General features: G+C 63.5%; 22 protein-coding genes. 12 read left to right on the top strand and 10 right to left on the bottom strand.

What is annotated here, in order from left to right; genetic code table 11:
- The first annotated feature begins 31 nt into the window (after positions 1 to 31).
- The gene (locus HA399_RS08960; RefSeq protein WP_404324715.1) at positions 32 to 472 is read left to right on the top strand and encodes a flagellar protein FlhE; all 441 of its coding nucleotides are present in this window, start codon (positions 32 to 34) and stop codon (positions 470 to 472) included.
- A 188-nt stretch (positions 473 to 660) separates the two neighbouring features.
- On the opposite strand, the gene HA399_RS08955 is transcribed toward HA399_RS08960, so the two are convergent.
- From HA399_RS08955 to flgA, 3 genes are all read right to left on the bottom strand, one after another.
- Complete coding sequence (locus tag HA399_RS08955; RefSeq protein ID WP_368449131.1) at positions 661 to 1,134, bottom strand: flagella synthesis protein FlgN; 474 nt, start codon at positions 1,132 to 1,134, stop codon at positions 661 to 663.
- Complete coding sequence (gene flgM, locus HA399_RS08950; RefSeq protein ID WP_404324714.1) at positions 1,131 to 1,409, bottom strand: flagellar biosynthesis anti-sigma factor FlgM; 279 nt, start codon at positions 1,407 to 1,409, stop codon at positions 1,131 to 1,133. The genes HA399_RS08955 and flgM overlap by 4 nt, the downstream gene beginning before the upstream one ends.
- 315 nt (positions 1,410 to 1,724) lie before the next feature.
- Positions 1,725 to 2,573, bottom strand: a complete 849-nt coding sequence (gene flgA / locus HA399_RS08945) for a flagellar basal body P-ring formation chaperone FlgA (protein WP_404324713.1) — start codon at positions 2,571 to 2,573, stop codon at positions 1,725 to 1,727.
- 353 nt (positions 2,574 to 2,926) lie between these two features.
- On the opposite strand from flgA, the gene flgB reads away from it, so the two are divergent.
- From flgB to flgL, 11 genes are all read left to right on the top strand, one after another.
- Positions 2,927 to 3,346 carry a flagellar basal body rod protein FlgB gene (gene flgB, locus HA399_RS08940; RefSeq protein ID WP_404324712.1) on the top strand — a complete coding sequence of 140 codons (420 nt, stop codon included), beginning with the start codon at positions 2,927 to 2,929 and terminating at the stop codon, positions 3,344 to 3,346.
- Positions 3,346 to 3,822 (top strand): flagellar basal body rod protein FlgC, encoded by a 477-nt coding sequence (gene flgC, locus HA399_RS08935; protein ID WP_054556609.1) that lies wholly within the window; start codon positions 3,346 to 3,348, stop codon positions 3,820 to 3,822. Before flgB ends, flgC begins: the two co-directional genes overlap by 1 nt.
- A gap of 54 nt (positions 3,823 to 3,876) precedes the next feature.
- A complete protein-coding gene (locus HA399_RS08930; RefSeq protein ID WP_131432086.1) occupies positions 3,877 to 4,566 on the top strand; it encodes a flagellar hook assembly protein FlgD in 690 nt (229 codons plus the stop codon).
- A 132-nt stretch (positions 4,567 to 4,698) separates the two neighbouring features.
- Entirely contained in the window at positions 4,699 to 6,099 is a 1,401-nt protein-coding gene (locus HA399_RS08925; protein WP_317291989.1) for a flagellar hook-basal body complex protein, read from the top strand.
- 171 nt (positions 6,100 to 6,270) lie between these two features.
- Positions 6,271 to 7,038, top strand: coding sequence for a flagellar basal body rod protein FlgF (locus HA399_RS08920; RefSeq protein ID WP_404324711.1), 768 nt, complete (start codon positions 6,271 to 6,273; stop codon positions 7,036 to 7,038).
- Positions 7,039 to 7,064: 26 nt separating this feature from the next.
- A complete protein-coding gene (gene flgG / locus HA399_RS08915; RefSeq protein WP_054556613.1) occupies positions 7,065 to 7,847 on the top strand; it encodes a flagellar basal-body rod protein FlgG in 783 nt (260 codons plus the stop codon).
- A 121-nt stretch (positions 7,848 to 7,968) separates the two neighbouring features.
- On the top strand, positions 7,969 to 8,646 hold the full coding sequence (locus tag HA399_RS08910) for a flagellar basal body L-ring protein FlgH (RefSeq protein ID WP_131433022.1): 678 nt from the start codon (positions 7,969 to 7,971) through the stop codon (positions 8,644 to 8,646).
- A gap of 104 nt (positions 8,647 to 8,750) precedes the next feature.
- Positions 8,751 to 9,890, top strand: a complete 1,140-nt coding sequence (locus HA399_RS08905) for a flagellar basal body P-ring protein FlgI (protein WP_404324710.1) — start codon at positions 8,751 to 8,753, stop codon at positions 9,888 to 9,890.
- On the top strand, positions 9,890 to 11,383 hold the full coding sequence (gene flgJ / locus HA399_RS08900) for a flagellar assembly peptidoglycan hydrolase FlgJ (protein ID WP_404324709.1): 1,494 nt from the start codon (positions 9,890 to 9,892) through the stop codon (positions 11,381 to 11,383). The genes HA399_RS08905 and flgJ overlap by 1 nt, the downstream gene beginning before the upstream one ends.
- A 165-nt stretch (positions 11,384 to 11,548) precedes the next feature.
- Positions 11,549 to 13,180: a flagellar hook-associated protein FlgK gene (flgK, locus tag HA399_RS08895; RefSeq protein ID WP_404324708.1), complete on the top strand. Its 1,632-nt coding sequence runs from the start codon at positions 11,549 to 11,551 to the stop codon at positions 13,178 to 13,180.
- Between the two features lie 10 nt (positions 13,181 to 13,190).
- Positions 13,191 to 14,450, top strand: coding sequence for a flagellar hook-associated protein FlgL (gene flgL, locus HA399_RS08890; RefSeq protein WP_404324707.1), 1,260 nt, complete (start codon positions 13,191 to 13,193; stop codon positions 14,448 to 14,450).
- A gap of 120 nt (positions 14,451 to 14,570) precedes the next feature.
- On the opposite strand, the gene fliR is transcribed toward flgL, so the two are convergent.
- The 7 genes from fliR to fliL form a co-directional block, all read right to left on the bottom strand.
- Positions 14,571 to 15,368 carry a flagellar biosynthetic protein FliR gene (fliR, locus tag HA399_RS08885; protein ID WP_225996565.1) on the bottom strand — a complete coding sequence of 266 codons (798 nt, stop codon included), beginning with the start codon at positions 15,366 to 15,368 and terminating at the stop codon, positions 14,571 to 14,573.
- Between the two features lie 60 nt (positions 15,369 to 15,428).
- The gene (gene fliQ / locus HA399_RS08880; RefSeq protein WP_054556620.1) at positions 15,429 to 15,698 is read right to left on the bottom strand and encodes a flagellar biosynthesis protein FliQ; all 270 of its coding nucleotides are present in this window, start codon (positions 15,696 to 15,698) and stop codon (positions 15,429 to 15,431) included.
- Positions 15,699 to 15,847: 149 nt separating this feature from the next.
- Positions 15,848 to 16,615, bottom strand: coding sequence for a flagellar type III secretion system pore protein FliP (gene fliP, locus HA399_RS08875; RefSeq protein ID WP_404326940.1), 768 nt, complete (start codon positions 16,613 to 16,615; stop codon positions 15,848 to 15,850).
- A 26-nt stretch (positions 16,616 to 16,641) separates the two neighbouring features.
- Positions 16,642 to 17,265, bottom strand: a complete 624-nt coding sequence (gene fliO / locus HA399_RS08870) for a flagellar biosynthetic protein FliO (protein ID WP_404324706.1) — start codon at positions 17,263 to 17,265, stop codon at positions 16,642 to 16,644.
- A gap of 13 nt (positions 17,266 to 17,278) precedes the next feature.
- Positions 17,279 to 17,749 (bottom strand): flagellar motor switch protein FliN, encoded by a 471-nt coding sequence (fliN, locus tag HA399_RS08865; protein ID WP_107334750.1) that lies wholly within the window; start codon positions 17,747 to 17,749, stop codon positions 17,279 to 17,281.
- A complete protein-coding gene (fliM, locus tag HA399_RS08860) occupies positions 17,742 to 18,758 on the bottom strand; it encodes a flagellar motor switch protein FliM (protein ID WP_404324705.1) in 1,017 nt (338 codons plus the stop codon). Before fliM ends, fliN begins: the two co-directional genes overlap by 8 nt.
- A 6-nt stretch (positions 18,759 to 18,764) precedes the next feature.
- A complete protein-coding gene (fliL, locus tag HA399_RS08855; protein ID WP_054556624.1) occupies positions 18,765 to 19,253 on the bottom strand; it encodes a flagellar basal body-associated protein FliL in 489 nt (162 codons plus the stop codon).
- Positions 19,254 to 19,310 lie beyond the last annotated feature (57 nt).

Genomic DNA, 19,310 nt, shown 5'->3' with positions numbered 1-19,310 from the left:
GAGTGCGGAGCCAAAATGCAAGACGGCACCGTTGGCGGCCTTGATGACGGCAGCAGCGCTGTGGGCCGCGACGCTGTCCACGCCGGTGCAGGCCGCCAGCGCGGCGGTGATGATGTCCGTCGAATCGCTGACCATCGCTCAGCGAGGGCATTGGTATATGCGCTCTCTGGCAGTGGCAGATGCCGTGCGTGATTCAGGGCTGATGGCGCCTGACAGGACGCGCGTCACCGCGATTCATTGGCGCTATTCGCTCACACGGGCACCGGGGGAATGGCAGGTCATGCTCTGCCAGGAGGAGCGCTGCGCCATGCTTGCGGCGAGGCGTGGCAAGTTGACCCTGCCCACCCGAGAGCTGGCGACGGCGCCATTCTCGCTGAAGGTCTATCGCAATGGACGTGGCGTACTCAAGCCGGCGGCTCATCTGGATGACATCCAGCTGGTGATCGACGTCGAGAGTCTGGAAGGTGCGTGACTGGCAGCGTTGTCAGCGAAAGGGGGGCTGGCTTTGAATGGCTGACGATCGCTGGCTGATTGGCTGGCGAGTGGCGTGCAGCAGCAGTGTGTGGAGGCTCGGCAGAATGCCGGGCCTCGCGTGTTTCTGGGTCAATAAAAGGAAAGACAGTCGGGGTGTGAAGCCCGCGAGCCTAACGCCTTAGGCATTCAGGCCGAGACGTTCAGACGTGAGGCCCCCGCCGCAGGCCGTCCATCGGCGCCGTAATGGCCGGGCGCACGTTGATGCAGGCTGTCGAGAATCTTGCTATGCAGTGCCATGCGCTGACCGATCAGCTCACCATTCAGGCGATTGCGTGCCTGAGCGCGGCGCGTCAGTGTCACCAGGTGCCACCACTGGGTAGCCAGTAGCGGCTGGCTGGCGAGCACCGTATGCAGTTCCAGTGGGTCATTGGTGAGTCCTGCGTTGCTCAGCCAGCTGCGCCGGCGGCTCTCCAGCGCTTCCAGGCGGGCGGCGTTGGCCAGTTTGGCTTCGCGCGAGGCCTCAAGGTCTGCCGCGCTCGGCAGGCGTTGGCCCAGCAGGCGCTGTTCTTCCTCGAGCAGGGCGATGAAGTCATTCAGCTCCTGCTCGAGGCCGGAAAAGATCTCGCCCAGCAAGGCCGTCGAGGCGTCATCGAGTGTCATGCGTCACCTTCGAAGGCATCGATCAGCCCTTGTGCGATGCGGTCGACATCGATCTTGATGCTGCCATCGGCGATGGCCTGCTTGAGGCTGTCGACGCGCGCCTGGTCGATGTCCTGGCCTGCATCGATCGCGCTGCTGGAAAGCTCGACCTGGGTGGAGTCGGCCGTGGAGGTCGCCGCCGTGGTGGCGGTGGTGTCCTTGGCCGTCTCGGGACGCAGTTCGCGCGGGGTTTGAGTGTCGCTGCGCTGTATCGGGCCGCCATGTTCAATCTTCATTGACTGTCCTCTCTGGCCGTCGGGCCGGGCTCGACGACGAGCCTGTCATGGATGGGTTGCGTGCGTCATCTGCGCGCTTGAATCGACTATCGGCCATGCCGGCACAAGCTTTACCCCACACAGGCAATATGGTCCCTCAGGAATGAGGTATCTGGTGCGGGTGGCGGCTTGTCAGCATCAAGCATTTCGGCCTTCGAGCGTCAGCGTGTCGTTCCGGTGCGTCAGCGTGTCGTGGCTGGACGTGCGCAGTCAACAGGATGACTCGGGTTGGCCCGGCGCGGATCAGCTCGGCTCATCTCATCTCAACTGAAGTCATCATGGTGCTACCCGCCGTGGCCCGATGACGCGGGCGCGCACCCAGTCGCCCGGAGCGAGTTCGATGCGGATGCGCTCATCGAGCCCCCCAGCCTCCAGTGCCCGCGCACTGCGCTGCATGCTGAAGCCCGTGCCGCTGACCTGATAGGTCACGGTATCGCCGAAGTTTACCAGCGGGATGGCGCGCACGCTGTTGTGGGTGATGACCTCGCCGGCGCGCAGGCGGCGGCGTACCTCGAAGCCTGACAGCGCCGCGGCGCTCTCGAAGCCATTGCCACGCAACTTGCCCAGCGGCGTCAGTACCGACGTCAATCTCGCGGGTGCCAGTGGGGTGCCGCTGGCAAGCGGCTGTGGCGTGCTCAGGCGCCAGGCGTAGCGTTCCATGCGAACGCTGACGATATGTTGCTTGCCGTTGGCGCACAGCAGCAGCAGGCGTTTGAGGCCCGGTGCATGGAGGTCACTGAGCGCGGCGTTGAGGCTCAGTTGGGGCGCCGAGCATTCTTTCAGGCGGGCGGGCAGGCGACGCAGCTCGAGTTGTACGGAGGCCTCGCTGGGCGCGCTCAGTGGCGGCTCGCCGGGCATGCGCACTCTGACGGGGCCGCTGTCCTCGGCAGTGAAGAAGTCGCTCAATTGCCAGCGCAGGGCCTCGACGGCGCGTGTCTGCGCGTCCTTGGCTGAAAGCGCTGTTGTTGAGGCTATTGATGAGGCTGATGCTGATGCCTGGGCGGCAGACGGCTGAATGGCAGAGCCGATCGCGTCTGAGGTGCTGGCATGCACAGCGGCCCCCGCAGGCAGCAGGACCAACAGCCCGGTGCTGGCGATGGTGCGCCACAGTCCTTTTGCCGTCACCACTCTTCTTGAAAAAGACAGCGCTTTTGCCGCCGTCAGGCCTTTCGCTACGCTGATTTTCGGCATGCTGTCTCTCATCGCGAGTGGCGTCCGGGGCGGAAGGCGGGGTCAAGCGCCCCTGGTTCAGGGCACAAGGCACAGGGCGCTGGATCAGTGCCGCGAGAGATTGTAAGCCGCCCCTGATACCGGCATGGCCAGAAATAGCCGCGATAAAGTGGCTTGTTCTTACCTTCATCCTGGCGCTGGCTGACTATTCTCAGTCCTGCTTTCCGTCATGCTCCCCTACGCGTGAGCTGATCGATGGATGTTCCCTCGCTCACATCAGGGCGAGGTGCCGACAGTGGGGCACTTCCATGTTTGATCGACTTGATTCCCTCATGAGCTTTCACCAGCAGGCGCTGGGCCTTCGCGCCGAGCGTCAGCAGGTGCTGGCCACCAATATCGCCAATGCCGACACGCCGGGCTATCTGGCGCGCGATATCGACTTCTCCGCCACCCTGGCCAAGGCGACGGCAGGCAATGCCGCGCCTGGGCCGCTTGCGCTGAACACGACCCAGTCGGGCCACCAGGCCGCCAGCGGGGCGGGGCTGTCGCTGGGCGCAGACCTGCTCTATCGCGTGCCCACACAGCCGAGTCTGGACGGCAATACCGTCGACATGGATGTGGAGCGGGTCAATTTCGCGGACAACAGTCTGCATTACGAGGCCAGCCTTGAGCTTCTGACCGGCAAGATCCAGGGCCTGCGTCTGGCCATGCAATCGGAGAACAGTTGATGGCAGCGTTCAGCATCTTCAACGTCGCGGGCTCCGCGATGGCGGCCCAGTCGCAGCGCATCAATGCCGTGGCCAGCAACATGGCCAACGCTGACAGTGTGGCGGGCCCGGATGGCAAGCCCTATCAGGCGCGTCAGGTGGTGTTCGAATACGCGCCCCTCGCGCGTCAGGCCAATGCCTCGCTGGCGACGGCCAATCTGGCCGGTGGCGGTCTGGCGACACAGATGGCGTCACGCAGTGCAGGCCTCGGGGGTGTCAGGGTCAGCTCGGTGGAGCTGAGCGATGCCCCGGCGCGCCAGGAGTATCGCCCCGATCATCCCCTCGCCGACGAGCAGGGCTATGTGACCTTCTCCAATGTCGATCCGGTTGCCGAGATGGTCGACATGATCGCGGCTTCCAAGTCCTACGAGGCCAATGTCGAGGTCTTCAATACCTCCAAGTCCCTGCTGCGCAAGACACTGACGCTGGGGGAATGACCCTCGCTCAGGGCTTTGGCCTTCTGACCGCTTCTTCTGATTTCGGGTAACCGCATGGCGACGCTAGACACCAGTGTGCTCAACAGCATCAACCAGACCACCACGACCTCCGGCGTTACCGACAGCACGCAGTCGGTGAGCAGTACCGAGGAGCTCAATGATCAGTTCATGACCCTGCTGGTGGCGCAGATGCAGAACCAGGACCCGATGGACCCGGTGTCGAATTCCGACCTTACCGCGCAGCTGGCCCAGATCAGCACCGTCAGTGGTATCGAAGAACTCAACACCACGCTTGAGGGCATCACGGCGCAGATTTCCAGCAGTGAAGCGCTGCAGGCGGCCAGTCTGCTCGATCAGGGCGTGCTGGTCGGCGGCAATGCGGTGCTGGTGGGCAACGCGACCTCGACACCCTTCGGCCTTGAGCTGGCCGACGATGTCGACAACGCCACCGTCGAGGTGCTGGGCGCGGATGGCAGTGTGGTCAAGACCTTCGAGTTGGGCGCATTGGAGGCGGGTATTCATGGCTTCGTCTGGGACGGTTTGCTGGATGATGGCACTGAAGCCGCCGATGGCTCCTACCAGCTGGCCGTGACGGCCGAGCGGGCAGGCGAGAGCTATGACGACCTGCAGACGCTGAGTTATGGCGTGGTCAGTGGCGTCAACCAGACCGACAGCGGTGCTCAGCTGGACCTGGGTCCGGTGCTGGGTGTCGTCAGTCTGGACGCCGTGCGTCAGGTACTTTGAGTTGAGCCCATGGCGTCGGGATAGCGCCAGCGAGCCCGCCGGACGGGCCACCAGTTTCAGGCCGTTTGGCCGCCCCCGAGCTCGCTGACAGGTCTCGGGCTTTCATCTTCATCGCGATCAAAGGGACAGACCATGGCGTTTTCACAGGCATTGAGCGGCTTGAGTGCGGCTTCTACCAATCTGGATGTGATCGGCAACAACATCGCCAACTCGGAAACGGTGGGTTTCAAATCCTCTGAGGCGCAATTCTCCGACATCTATGCCGGCTCACAGGCGGCGGGGATCGGGGTGCAATTGGCATCCGTTGCCCAGGACTTCACTTCCGGCTCGCTGGAATCCACCGGACGCGATCTCGATCTGGCGATTTCCGGAGATGGCTTCCTGCGTTTCTCGGACACCAGTGGTCAGATCGTCTATTCGCGCAATGGCCAGCTCAACATCGATGCCGAGGGCTATATCGTCACGGCCCAGGGTGCCCAGTTGACAGGCTATTCCGGTGAAGGTGTCACCGGGGAACCCGTGGTATTGCAGATTCCGACAGCCCCTCTGGCGGCAAAAGCGACGCAGGACAACATCGCTCTCGAGGTCTATGGCGCTGAAGTCGCGCTCAATCTGGATGCCGCGGACCCTGAGCCGGCCACTGCCGATTTTGATCCGACGGATGCCGCGACCTACAACTACGCCTCGGCGATGACGGTGTATGACAGTCTTGGCGATGAACATGTCGTGACGTCCTTCTATGCCAAGACAGGCAATAATTCCTGGGATGTCCACCATGTAATGGACTTTTCGGGCAAAGCTTCTGAGTATCAAACTGCATCTGATGAGTTAACTGTTATAGAAGCGAAGGTCGAAGAGCTGGAAGCAAGTATTGCCGATGGTGAAGAAAATGGCTTGGATGACCTGGTAGATCAATTGAAAAGTGAGTTGGATGAGGCGCAGGAAGAGCTTGTAAAAGCTAAACAGGCCGAGGCCGATGCAGCAGCTTTATTTGATCCACAGCTTGAGACAATAAGTTTTGCAGGCAATGGGCAATTAAGTAGTTATGAGCCTCAACTTCAAAATCATGAGCTTGATAATGGTGCTGCAAAGCTTAGCTTCAGTATCGACTTCACTGGCAGCACGCAGTATGCCAATGATTTTGAAGTCACAACTCTGTCCCAGAATGGTTATACCTCCGGCAGTCTTGTCGGCGTCTCCTTCGAGGAAGATGGCCGCGTGATCGGCAGTTACTCCAATGAACTCAAGCAGACACTGGGCACCATTGCGCTGGCCAACTTCGCCAATGAGCAGGGTCTGCAGCCCAATGGCGACAACGGCTGGGTCGCCACCGCTTCCTCGGGTGTTCCGCTGGTCGGTGTGCCGGGTGAGGGCGTCTTCGGTGAGGTCCAATCCGGGGTCGTCGAGGCCTCCAACGTCGACCTGACCACCGAGCTGGTCGATCTGATCATCGCTCAGCGCAACTATCAGTCCAACGCCCAGACCATCAAGGTCCAGGACGAGGTCCAGCAAAGCGTCATCAACATGCGCTAATGCCACTCCTGACATGTGACGCGGTTCGTCTTCTGCAATGAAAACAGCAGAGATGTCGAGGCGAACCGGGTCATCTCGAGCGTCAGTACTCTGCGGCGAACCAGCGCATCAAGAGCGGGCGTTGAGGGGCGGGCGCTGACGGCAACACGGCAAGGTGTGAGGGAATAGCGGATGGACAGAATGCTCTACACCGCCATGAGCGGCGCCCAGCGCAGCCTGGCGGCTCAGGATGCCGCCAGTCATAACCTGGCCAACCTATCGACCACCGGCTTTCGCGAGATGCTGACACTGTCGCGGGCGGTGGATGTGCAGGGCGAAGGGCTGGCGACACGCGTCTCCAGTCAGCTGACCACCGCGGGAGCCTCGATGGCCCAGGGCACGATCCAGACCACGGATCGCGCGCTGGATGTCGCGCTGGACGGCCCCGGCATGCTGGCCGTGCAGGGCGCGAATGGCGAGGAGCTCTACACCCGCAACGGCGCGCTGCAGATCGATGCCGATGGTGTCCTGACCTCCGGCGGCTTGCCGGTAATGGGCGATGGCGGGCCGATCGAGCTGCCGCTCAACGCCATCGTGCATATCTCCGCCGATGGCAGCGTGAGTGCGCGCTCGGCGGCGGATGCACCTGACACCATGGTGCTGCAGGCCCAGCTCAAGCTGGTCAATCCCGAGGCCATTCCCGGCAGCCCGGCGCTTGTGCGCGGCGAGGACGGCTATTTCCGTCAGCCGCCGACTGCGGCGGGTGAGGCCGCGCCACCGCTGGCTGCCGACCCGCTGGTGCGGGTCGTCTCCGGCGCCCTGGAGAGCAGCAACGTCTCGGCGACCGACGCGATGGTCGCCATGATCAACAACGCGCGCAGTTTCGAGATGCAGATGAAGAGCATCGATACGGCAGAGCGCATGGCCGAGCGTGGCAACAGCCTGCTTGGTACCGACTGACCCCGTAATCACGGCGGAGCCCCCTGATGATTCGTGCCCTATGGACAGCCAAGAGCGGCCTTGAAGCTCAGCAGATGCAGATGGACGTCACGGCCAACAACCTGGCCAACGTCTCGACCAATGGTTTCAAGCAGTCGCGTGCGGTGTTTGAGGATCTGCTCTACCAGAACATGCGCCAGCCCGGCGCTGCCTCCTCTGCCACCACCGAGCTGCCCTCGGGGCTGCAGGTGGGCACCGGGGTGCGCACCGTGGCCACCGAGCGTCTGCATATCCAGGGCAATCTGGAGCAGACCGAGAATTCCAAGGATGTCGCGATCAATGGTCAGGGCTTCTTCGCGGTGATGCTGCCGGATGGTACCAATGCCTATACCCGCGATGGCTCCTTCCAGCTCGACAGTACCGGCCAGATGGTCACCGCCAGTGGCTACCCGCTGGACCCGGCGATCGTCATTCCGGCCAATGCCCTGAGTGTCGATATCGCCTCCGATGGCGTGGTCAGCGTCACCCAGCCCGGCTCCACCAACAGCACCGAGGTCGGTCAGCTGCAGCTGTCTACCTTCATCAACCCGACGGGCCTGTTCAGTCGTGGCGAGAATCTGTATTCCGAGACCGATGCCTCGGGGCCGCGCAGTGACAACGTGCCGGGCTTCAATGGTGCGGGCACTCTCTATCAGGGCTTCGTCGAGACCTCCAACGTCAACGTGGTGGAAGAGATGGTGGGCATGATCCAGAACCAGCGTGCCTACGAGATCAATTCCAAGGCCGTGACCACCACCGATCAGATGCTGGAGCGTCTGGTCCAGATGTAAGGGTTGTCGCATGTCGCTTTCGCGTGATCTCCCGGTGGTGGCGCTGCCATCCCTGTCAGCTGTTTGCCCACGCCAGATTGGCTTGGCGATGCCCGGATTGGCGTTGCCTGGCTGGCGTCGCATGCGCCGCGCGCTGGCCGGATTGGCGATGCTGGCCATGACGCTGGTAGGCGCCGGGTGTGCCCATATCCCCAGCGAGCCGCTGGTCGATACCACGCCAATGGAATCGACGATGCAGCCGCGTCCGGAACCGATGGCCAATGGCGCCATCTTCCAGCCGCTGTATGGCAACCAGCCGCTGTTCGAGGATCGCCGCCCGCGTGCTATCGGCGACATCATCACCATCCTGCTCGACGAGAATGTCAGCGCCAGCAAGAGCTCGGCCAGCAATGCCAGCCGCGACGGCAGCCTCGGTTTCTCGCTGACCGCCATCCCCGATTTCATGACGGGGCTGCTGGATGGCACCGATGCCGATATCGAGGGCGAGAATGACTTCACCGGTAGCGGTGGCTCGAATGCCAACAACAGTTTCACCGGCACCATCACCGTGACGGTCAGTCAGGTGCAACCCAACGGCAATCTGGAGGTGCGCGGCGAGAAGCGCATCGCGATCAATCAGGGCACCGAGTCGATTCGCTTCTCCGGAGTGGTCAATCCGCGCACGATTTCCTCGGCCAATACGGTGCAATCCACCCAGGTGGCCAGTGCACGCATCGAATATGTCGGTGATGGCTATATCAACGAGGCGCAGAACATGGGCTGGATGCAGCGCTTCTTCCTCAATCTGGCGCCGTTCTGAGCCTGGCGTGGCGATTGCCGCGGCTTGTTCTGCAGAGGATTGCCCTGTTTTGAATGCTTCGCCCCGATTTCTCACCACGCTGTCCCATCATGAGTCGCTATCCGATGCCTGAGATGCTCCCTTTTCCACGCTGGCGCGCTGCGCTGGCCGCCTGCCTGATGCTGGTGAGCTGCCTGACCTTGACGCTGCAGGCGGCGCAGGCCGATCGCATCAAGGACCTCGCCCAGGTGCGCGGCGTGCGCGACAACCCGCTGGTCGGCTACGGCCTGGTGGTGGGGCTGGATGGCAGTGGGGACCAGACCACCCAGGCGCCGTTCACCGGCCAGAGTCTGACCAACATGCTCTCCCAGCTGGGCGTGACGGTGCCGTCGGGCACCAACATGCAGCTCAAGAACGTGGCGGCGGTCATGGTCACCGCCAGCCTACCGGCCTTCGCAAGCTCCGGTCAGCCCATCGATGTCGTGGTGTCGTCGCTGGGCAATGCCAAGAGTCTGCGCGGTGGCACCCTGTTGATGACGCCGCTCAAGGGCGTGGATGGCCAGGTCTACGCGCTGGCGCAGGGCAATCTGATCATCGGTGGCGCCGGCGCCTCGGCCGGCGGTTCCAGTGTGCAGGTCAATCAGCTGACCGCCGGGCGTATTCCCAGTGGCGCGACGGTGGAGCGCGGCGTGCCGACGCGTCTCGGGGATGAGAATGGCGTGATCCATGTCGATCTGTTCGAGGGCGATTTCAATCATGCCCAGAACGTTGCCAGCGCCATCAACCGCAACTTCGGCGGCTCGCTGGCCTCGCCGCTCAGCAGCCGCGATATCGTGGTGCAGGCACCGCGTGATCTCAGTCAGCGTGTCGGGTTCATCGCCAGACTCGAGAACATCGAGGTCGCCTTGGGCGTGCCGCGTGCGCGTGTGGTGGTCAATGCGCGGACCGGCTCGGTGGTGATGAATTCCGAAGTGCGCCTGGCGCGCGCTGCGGTCACCCACGGCAACCTGTCGGTGGTGATCGACGCCAATCCGGTGATCAGTCAGCCTGCGCCGCTGTCCCAGGGGCAGACGGCAGTGGTCAATGACCCCGATATCAGCGTGAATCAGCAGGGCGGTGCGCTGCGCATGGTCGAGGGGACTGCCAGTCTGCAGGAGGTCGTCGATGGCCTGAATGCGCTGGGCGCCACGCCGCAGGACCTGGTCTCGATTCTGGAAGCGCTCAAGGCAGCCGGTGCGCTGCGTGCTGATCTCGAGGTGATCTGATGAGTGTGCTTGGTAGCGGTGCCAACGTGGATGCCGGTCGTCTGGCCTTCGATACCCAGGGTCTGGCGAGCCTCAAGGGGGCGGCCAGCAGTGGCGGCGAGCGTCAGCAGGAGGCGCTGGAGGAGAGTGCGCGCCAATTCGAGGCCTTGATGCTCAACATGATGCTCAAGCAGATGCGCTCGGCGACCGAGAACTCAGCGCTGACCGGCTCCCAGCAGCAAGAGATGATGACCTCGATGCTGGACCAGCAGCTCTCCCAGCAACTGGCCAGTGTCGGTGACGGTATCGGCCTGTCGAAGATCCTGATTCAGCAGTTGTCTTCCAGCACGGCGACGGGCACGAACACGAAGATGAGCACTGGCAGCAGCGCGACGCCTCCTGCTGCAATCTCCCCCAGCGCAGCAGCCGATGGGGAGCCGGTCGCTGAACAGGGTGCCGAAGGAGGCTGGTTGTCGGCGGTGGGTCTGACCCCGGAGGGGGGAGCGGCTCGCGAAGATGACTGGCAGGCGGCGGTGGAGACACGCGCCGCAGACGAGGTTGCCGGCTTCATGGCGATGCTCGATACGCTGGCGCCCGGCGACACGGCGCGAGGCATCTACGCCGAGCTGCCGATGGCGACGACAGGCAAGGAAGACGTGTCTGACACCGTCAGCCCGGTGGCAGTGACCGACATGGCAGCGCTCAGCGAGCAACAACGTCGTCAGCCCGAGAATGTGCAGCGCTTCGTGGCGGAATTTGGCCCCGCCGCTCAGGCGGCCAGTCGTGAAAGCGGGCTGCCCGCAGAATTGATTCTGGCGCAGGCCGCGCTGGAGACGGGTTGGGGTCAGCGACGCATTCACACCGAGGCCGGCACCGACAGCCATAACTTGTTCGGCATCAAGGCCGGCAGCAGCTGGCAGGGCGACAGCACCACGGTGCTGACCACCGAATACCGCGATGGGCGTCGCATGCGTCTCGAAGACAGCTTCCGCGTCTATCCCGATCAGGCCAGTGCGCTGCGCGATCATGCCGCGCTGCTGACCGGCGCCCAGCGTTATGCCCACGTGACGCAGTCTCCGGACGCCGAGAGTGCAGCGCGCGCCTTGCAGGAGGCGGGCTACGCCACTGACCCGCACTATGCCGACAAGCTGATCTCGATCATGAGTCGGGTCGGCCCGCTGGAGGCTAGCGGCACTCGCGAGACAGCGGAGACCCGCCTGGCGTCACGCGATGCCGTGCCTGCGTCATCGTCTGTCGCAACCGCCAACTCAAGCTCCCCGCGCGGGCTGCTTGAGGCTTCTGCGCCGCTGTTTGCCCTCGATGCGCGCGATGCTCAGCCGCTGGTCCAGATGGCGGCTGCGACGGATGCGGTGTCTGCGACGGGTGTGGCGTCTGTGGCGTCTGCGACGGATATGGCGCCTGCGGCGGATAAAGAGATCGCTACTGGCAGTGAAGGCACTGCATCAGGGGCCATCCAGTTGGCGATGGGCCGTTCAGAGCCGCTGATCCGGTAGAGAGCGCCGCTGATGACGATTCACTGCCGATGAATTGCTGGCAACTATTGCTGCCTACGGTCTCAAGTTGGCGTCTGACGCGCCGATAATCACAGCATCCGTACGCCGCCGGTGTGGCGTCATTCACCTTCTTCCTTTTCCCATTGTTCCTTTCAGGTAAACGCCATGGCCAGCAGCATGTTGAGTATCGGTGTCAGTGGTCTGCAAGCCGCCCAGACGGCGCTTGCCACCAACAGCAACAACATCGCCAACGTCTACACGCCGGGCTATAGCCGTGAAACGGTCGAACTGAGTGGCAGCAGTGGTGGCGGGGTCAGTGTGGCGTCGATCAGCCGCCAGACCGACAGCTATCTCTCGGCGCAGCTGGACAGCGCCATGAGCGCCAGCACGGCGCTTGAGACCCACGAAGCCAACATCAGTCAGATCGACAATCTGCTCGCCGATGACGAGGCGGGCCTGGCGCCGTTGATGCAGGAGTTCTTCGGCGCCATCGAAGGCGTGGCCAGTCAGCCGAGTGACCCGGCGGCGCGCGAGAGCCTGCTGGGCAGCGCCGAGAGCCTGGCCGGGCAGTTCAATGCCTTCTCCGCCTATCTGGATGACATGGACGCTGCGGTCAATGCACAGCTCGGCGATGTGGTCGGCGACATCAACACTGCCACCAGCCAGATCGCCTCGCTCAACGAACAGATATCCCTGACGCGTGCGCGTACCGGCGAAGAGCCACTGGGCCTGCTGGATCAGCGCGATCAGGCGGTGACCGACCTGCAGACGCTGGTCGGCGTCGAGGTGCAGGAGCAGGATGGCCGGCTGAGCGTCAGCCTCGGCAATGGCCAGCTGCTGGTCAACGGCAGCAGCAATTACGAACTGGCCGTGGAGCCAGACCCGCAGGACATGAGCCGTTCGGTGGTCACCTACAGCGTGGCGCCGGGCGTGACCAGCGCCATCGATGAGGGGCAGCTCGAAGGTGGCACCCTGGGCGGGCTGTTGAGCTTCCGCGCCGACAGCCTTGAGCCGACCCAGAATCAGCTCGGCCAGTTGGCCGCGGGGCTGGCGTTGACCTTCAATGCCCAGCACGCCGACGGAGTCGACGCCAATGGCAACACGGGGGGCGACTTCTTCACCCTCGGTGATCCAGAGGTGCTGCCGGCCAGCGGCAATGCCGCCGGAGCGGGCCTTGAGGTGGCATTCGCCCCCACCACCCAGCAGGACGGTGACGACTTCTACAGCGTCGCGCTGACCGGCGATGACTACCGCCTGAGTCTTGACGGTGATAAATACCAGCTCGAGAACCAGAGCACTGGGGAAGTATTTTACTATGGCTATGATAGTGATATTAAAATCTCTCAGGATGGCCTGGTGTTCACCGCCACCGGCATGGCGGACGGTGACAGCTTCACCATCCAGCCGACGCGCAATATCGCCGACACCTTCGGGGTCTCGATCGATGAGGGCGCCGAGATCGCGGCGGGCTCAAGCGATGCCAGCCTCGACAACCGCAACATTCTCGCTCTGCAGTCACTGCAGAGCAGCGACGCCCTGGGCAGCGCCGGCAGCTTCAATGATCACTACGCGTCGCTGGTCAGCCAGGTCGGCAACCAGACCCGCCAGGTGCAGGTCAACCTGGAGGCTCAGCAGGGCCTGACCGAGCAGCTGTCGGCGGCAGACCAGTCGATCTCTGGGGTCAATCTGGATGAAGAGGCCGCGGACCTGATCCGTTATCAGCAGTATTACCAGGCCAACGCCCAGGTCATCCAGACCGCGTCGACGGTGCTGGATACCATTCTGAACATCCGTTAACGAGGCCGTGATGCGAATCAGTACCCAAACCCTCTATGCCCAGGGCGTCACCTCGATGCTGGACCAGCAGGCGGCGTTCTCCAAGGTGTCCGAGCAGCTGGCCACCGGCAAGCGCGTGGTCAATCCCTCGGATGACCCGAGTGCGGCCAGCCAGGCGGTGACGATCTCGCAGTCCCAGGCCGTCAACGAACAGTTCAGTGACAGCCGCACCACGGCGCGCAACAACCTGTCCATCGAGGAAAGCGCGCTCAATCAGGTCACCGACACCATCACGCGAGTCCAGAGCCTGATCGTGCAGGCGGGCAACGGCACCCTCAGCGACAGCGACCGTGATGCCCTGGCCACCGAGCTTGAAGGCAGCCGCGAAGTGCTGCTGGGGCTGGCCAACAGCACCGACGGCAACGGCAACTATCTGTTCGGCGGCATGAGCGGTGATACGGCGCCCTTTGGCGAGGATGGCACCTATCGCGGCGATGATGAGCAGCGCCAGCAACGCGTCGACAGCTCGCGCCTGATGGAGGTCAATCATACCGGCAGCCAGATCTTTGGCGGCGTGGCATCCGGCAATCAGCAGCTGGCCCGCCAGACCAGCGAAAGCGAGTCGTCACTGCCGATCACCTTCAAGGGGCCGGAAGTCGTCGACGCCGCGGCGCGGGTCGATGGCGCGGCCTACAGCGTCAGCATTGATGCCGCTGGCGTCACGATCAGCGGCACCGATGCCGCTGGCAATGATCTCCCGATCCTGGATGGTGAAGGCAACCCGCTGCCATTGCCCGTGGCGTTCAGCGATGGCATGACGCTTGCGTTCAATGGCCTGTCGATGACGCTGTCCGGTGATGAGCAACAGGTCGCTGAAGCTCAGACCTCCGGCAAGGCAACCCAGCTGGTGGTCGAGGAGGGTGAGGCCAGCGCCGATCTGTTCGCCAACCTGGATGGGCTGATCAGCGCGCTGAGCACGCCGATCGAGAGCGAGGCCGACCAGGCCGCCTTCAACAACGCCATCTCGACCGCCAGTCGCCAGTTCAGCAACAGTCTCGACAATGTGCTGACGGTGCGCGCCGATGTCGGCACCAAGCTCAACGAGCTGGATTCACTGGATATCATCGGGGATGACCGCGAGCTCAACTATGCCTCGACACGCTCGGACCTGATCGATCTGGACTACAACGAGGCGATCTCCGACTACTCGCTGACCCAGGTGGGGCTGCAGGCTTCCCAGCAGGCGTTCTCGGATATCTCGGGCATGTCGCTGTTCGACTATCTGCGCTGAGTGATGGCGTGACCGCGCTCGAGAAATGATGAAAAAGCCGCACTGGATACTTGCTCTCGCGATGGCATTCGGTGCGGCTCTTGCGTGCTGGTGATTGCTTTTCAGATTAGTGCTTGCGTGTCATGGCATCGTGCCCAGGCCTTCATGCACGGCCTGGAAGGCGCCCAGCGCCTGACGGAACAATAGCGACAGCCAGTCCGTCATGCCCGGCATCATCAGCCACAGCATCGCGATGCCCAGCAGCAGGGTCAGCGGGAAGCCGATCGAGAACACCGACAGCTGCGGTGCCGAGCGGTTGAGTACGCCCATCGCGAGGTTGATCGCCAGCAGCGAGGCGACCAGTGGCAAGGCCAGCAGCAGGCCGGCGCTGAACAGGCTGGCACTCCACAGCAGCAGATTCTCGAGTCCGACGGGCCCCATGCGGCGCAGGTCGAGGGGAATCTCGTGGAAGTGGGTGACCAGGATTTCCAGCACCAGCAGATGGCCATTGAAGGCCAGAAACAGCAGCATGGCCAGCATGCCCAGCAGACGCGACAGCACCTGGGTATTGGTGCCGGTGTCGGCCGAGAAGAAGCTGGCGAAGGCCAGACCCATCTGCAAGCCGATGAATTCCCCGGCCGCCTCGACGATGGCGAAGGTGATGCGCATCACCAGGCCCAGTGCCAGGCCGACGCCCATCTGCAAAGCCAGCTGCCAGACGGCGGCCGGGCCAAGCACATCCACCGGGGGCGGGCTCTCGACCAGCGGCGCGATGATCAGCGCCAGGCCAAAGGCCATCAACAGGCGCACCGGCGTCGGCAGGCTGCGGTGACCGAACAGCGGCGCGCTGATCATGAAGCCTGACAGGCGCGCGAAGGGCCACATCACGCTCAGCAGCAGGGCCTGGAGGTGCTCCGGGGACAGCAGGTCATTCGGCAATGGAGCGTCCTCCCGCCGGGAATGCGTCGGGCTTTGCGGTGACGCTCATCGCTGCATCGCTCATCCGATCAGGTGCGGGAAGCCGGTGAAGACGCTGCGCGTGAAGTCCATCAGCGTCTCCAGCAACCAGGGGCCGGCCAGTACCAGGGTGCCGAACACGCCGAGAATCTTGGGGATGAAGGACAGGGTCATCTCGTTGATCTGGGTCGCGGCCTGGAACAGGCTGACGATCAGGCCGATGAACAGGGCGCTGGCCAGCAGCGGGCTTGCCACCAACAGGGTGATGTACATGGCATGCGAGGCCAGGCTGGTGATGACTTCAGGGGTCATGGCGGCGCGTTCTCGATGGGCAGATGGGAGATGTCGAGGCTGGCAGTGCACGGTTGCGCGTCACGACGAGAAAGCCCGATGACGGTGTGACGTCAGGACCTGGCTCAGCAGCAGCTCTCTCAGCAGCAGCTCTCTCAGTAGCAGCTCTCTCAGTAGAAGCTTTCGGCCAGCGACCCCAGCAGCAACTGCCAGCCATCGACCATCACGAACAGCATCAACTTGAAGGGCAGCGAGATGGTGGCGGGTGGCACCATCATCATCCCCAGCGCCATCAGTACGCTGGCCACCACCAGATCGATGATCAGGAAGGGCACGAACAGACTGAAGCCGATCTGGAAGGCCGTCTTCAGCTCGCTGGTGACGAAGGCCGGTAGCAGCACGCGCCACGGCACGTCCTGCGGGGTCTGGATTTCCTCGACCTTGGCCAGGCGCGCGAACAGCGCGATATCCGGCTCGCGCACCTGACCGAGCATGAATTCGCGCAGTGGATCGCCGCCGCGCTCGATGGCTTCCTGCAGGCTGATGGTCTGGCTGTCATAGGGTTGCCAGGCTTCGTCGTAGATGCGCTCCAGCACCGGCGACATCACGAAGAAGGTCAGAAACAGCGCGATGCCGACCAGCACCTGATTGGGCGGCGCAGACGCGGTGCCCAGCGCGGTGCGCAGCAGGCCCAGCACGATGATGATGCGGGTAAAGGCGCTCATCATCAGCAAGGCCGCCGGCAGCAGGGCGAGGCCACTGAGCAGGATCAGCGTCTGGATATTCAGCGACCAGGACTCGCCGCCGTCCGGCAGTGGCTGGCTGGTCAGGCCGCTCAGCACATCGGCGTGCGCCGTCTGGCTGGTCAGCAGGCATGCCGACAATGCGATCAGAAGCCCTGTCAGCAGGCCTCCAGTCTTCAGCCCGCTTGCTCTCATGCCCGGTGACAGCCTTACCAGCCCCGTCATGAGCGAGGCTCCGCGTCATCTGTCTTGTCTGAGGTAGTAGTTTGCGTCACATCAGAGGGCGTCGTGGCGGACGTGGCAGTCGGCGAGCGTCTGGCAAGACGATCGCGCAGCAGCTCGGCAAAGCCGGCCGCGGCGCCGCTCCCGCCTGTTGCGGAGGCAGGCGAGGCCAGCGATGCGTCGTTCGGAGTGCTGCCATCGTCTGCGGGCACCAGGCCGCCATTCTCGGCCGTCAGCTCACCGAGGGAGGTGATGCCCGCCGGCCCGACGCCCAGCAGCAATTGCTGGTTGCCCACCGCTACCACCACCAGGCTCTGCTTGTGACCCAGCGCCAGACGCGCCAGCGGGCGCAGGGCAATGCGATTGCCGCGCAGTGTCTGGGCACCCCCGAGCGTCTTCATCAGCCATGCCAGCAGCAGGATCATGCCGATCACGCCGGCAAGTGCCAGCCCGGTATTGACCAGGCTGGCCGCGCCCAATGGTGAGTCGTGGCCTGTGTCGGCAGTCAGGCTTGCGTCGCTACCGAGAAAGGCCGGTGACGGCGCCTGAGTGCTGGCGCTGGTGTTGGTATTGGGGCTGGCATCCGGCAGCAAGATCGCGCCGTCAGGGGCATCGGAGGTCATGACAGGAACAGCCTTAGCGGTTGAGCTTCTGTACCCGCTCATTGGGGGTGATGATTTCCGTGATGCGGATACCGTACTTGTCCTCGACCACGACCACCTCGCCCTGAGCGATCAGATAGCCGTTGATCAGGATGTCCATCGGCTCACCGGCCAGGCCATCCAGCTCGATCACCGAGCCCTGCGACAGCTCCAGCAGCTGCTTGATGGTCAGGCGCGTGCGCCCCAGCTCCACGGTCATCTTGACCGGGATGTCCATGATCATGTCCAGCTCGCGCGGACGTGCGCCGCCACCGCTGCCATCGAGGGGCTCGAAGATGTCGCCGCCCTGGGGGGCAGCCTCGCTCTGCTGTTCTTCCAGCGCCTTGGCCCACTCGTCGCCCATCTGCTCGGTCATCGCATCGGCCCAGGGGTCGTCAGTGCCGGATGTCGGGGAATTCGGGGTGGCCTTGGGCGCGGGCGCGTCTGGCGAATTGGGCTCACTCATCGCCGCTGTCCTCGCTGGCAGTGTTGATCGGATGATTGATGATGCGGGTCACGCGCAGGGCGCGGTGGCCATTGGCGCGACCGAAACCGGCTTCGAGCACCGGCACATTGTTGACGTAGGCGTTGACGCGCTCGGGCTTCTCGATGGGCAGCACATCGCCCACGGCAAGTTCGGCCAAGGCGCCCAGCGTGGTGGTGATGCTGGCAAAGTCGGCGTGCAGCTCGACATCGGTGGCGCGCACTTCCTTGCGCAGGCGCTCGCCCCAGCGGCTGTCACCCTCGGCGCTGGTTTCCTGCAGCGGGCTCGAGAGCAGCTCGCGGTGCGGCTCGATCATCGAGTAGGGCAGGCAGATCTGGAAGTCGCTGCTGTGATTGCCGACCTCCAGATGGAAGCTGGTGCACACCACGATCTCGTTGGGAGAGCTGGTGATATTGGCGAACTTGACCTGCATCTCGCTGCGCAGATAGTCGGTTTCCACGGCATAGACCGCCGACCAGGCGTCGCGGTAGGCATTCAAGGCCAGCTGCATCAGGCGCTGGATGACGCGTTGTTCGGTGCGTGTGAATTCGCGACCCTCTGACTTGGTCACGAAGCGGCCGTCACCGCCGAACAGGCTGTCGACCACCATGAACACGAGGCTGGGCGGAAACACCAGCATCGAGGTGCCGCGCAGCGGCTTCATGGTGAACAGGTTGATGTTGGTCGGCACCGGCACGTTGCGGGAAAATTCGTTGTAGCTCAGGAACTGCACCGGCCCGGCGGTGATATCGGCGCCGCGGCGGATCAGGTTGAACAGTCCCATGCGGAACTGGCGGCTGAAGCGCGAGTTGATGATATCCAGGGCATGCAGGCGATCCCGGATGATGCGGTGCTGGCTCGCCGGGTCGAAGGGGCGAATGCGCGCTTCGCCGGGCGTGCTCGAGGCGTCAGCCGTTGCACTGCTGTCACCATTCACGCCGGAGAGCAGAGCATCGATTTCGTCCTGTGACAGCAGATCGTCTTGAGCCATGGCCAGTTATTGCACGATGAAGTCGTTGTACAGCACGCCGGAGATGGCCAGTGGCTGGCCGCCTTCACTGTAGGGGCGCGAAAGCGCCTCGGTCAGGGTGCTCTGCAGTGTCTGCTTACCGGCCTGGGTGATCAGCTCATCCGGGCTCTGGCCCGACAGCAACAGCAGCAGACGGCTCTTGAGTTCGGGCTTGAGTTCTTCCACGCGCGCCACCGCGTCCTGATCGGCCATCTTGAGCGTGATGCCGATATAGAGCAGGCGATTGCCGCGCGGGCTTTCCAGGTTGACCGTGAAGGGCGCCAGCGGCATGAAGACCGGCGGTGGCACGACCACGACTTCCGGCTCGGCGTCCTGTGCGGCCTTCTGATCACTGAGCATCGGCAGTGCGAAATAGACGGCCACTAGCGCCGCGATCACGGCACTCATCAGGCTGATGACCCCGATCAGCAGCCAGGAGCGACGCTGACTGGCGGGGGTGGTGATAATCGTTGACATCGTGGTGCGGTGTCCCTGGAGTCGGTAGCGGGGCCAGTATGACCGAAGGCGTGGTTA

Source organism: Cobetia sp. UIB-001 (assembly GCF_044789135.1).
GTDB lineage: Bacteria > Pseudomonadota > Gammaproteobacteria > Pseudomonadales > Halomonadaceae > Cobetia > Cobetia amphilecti.
This window is presented reverse-complemented; position numbering and strand designations above follow the sequence as displayed.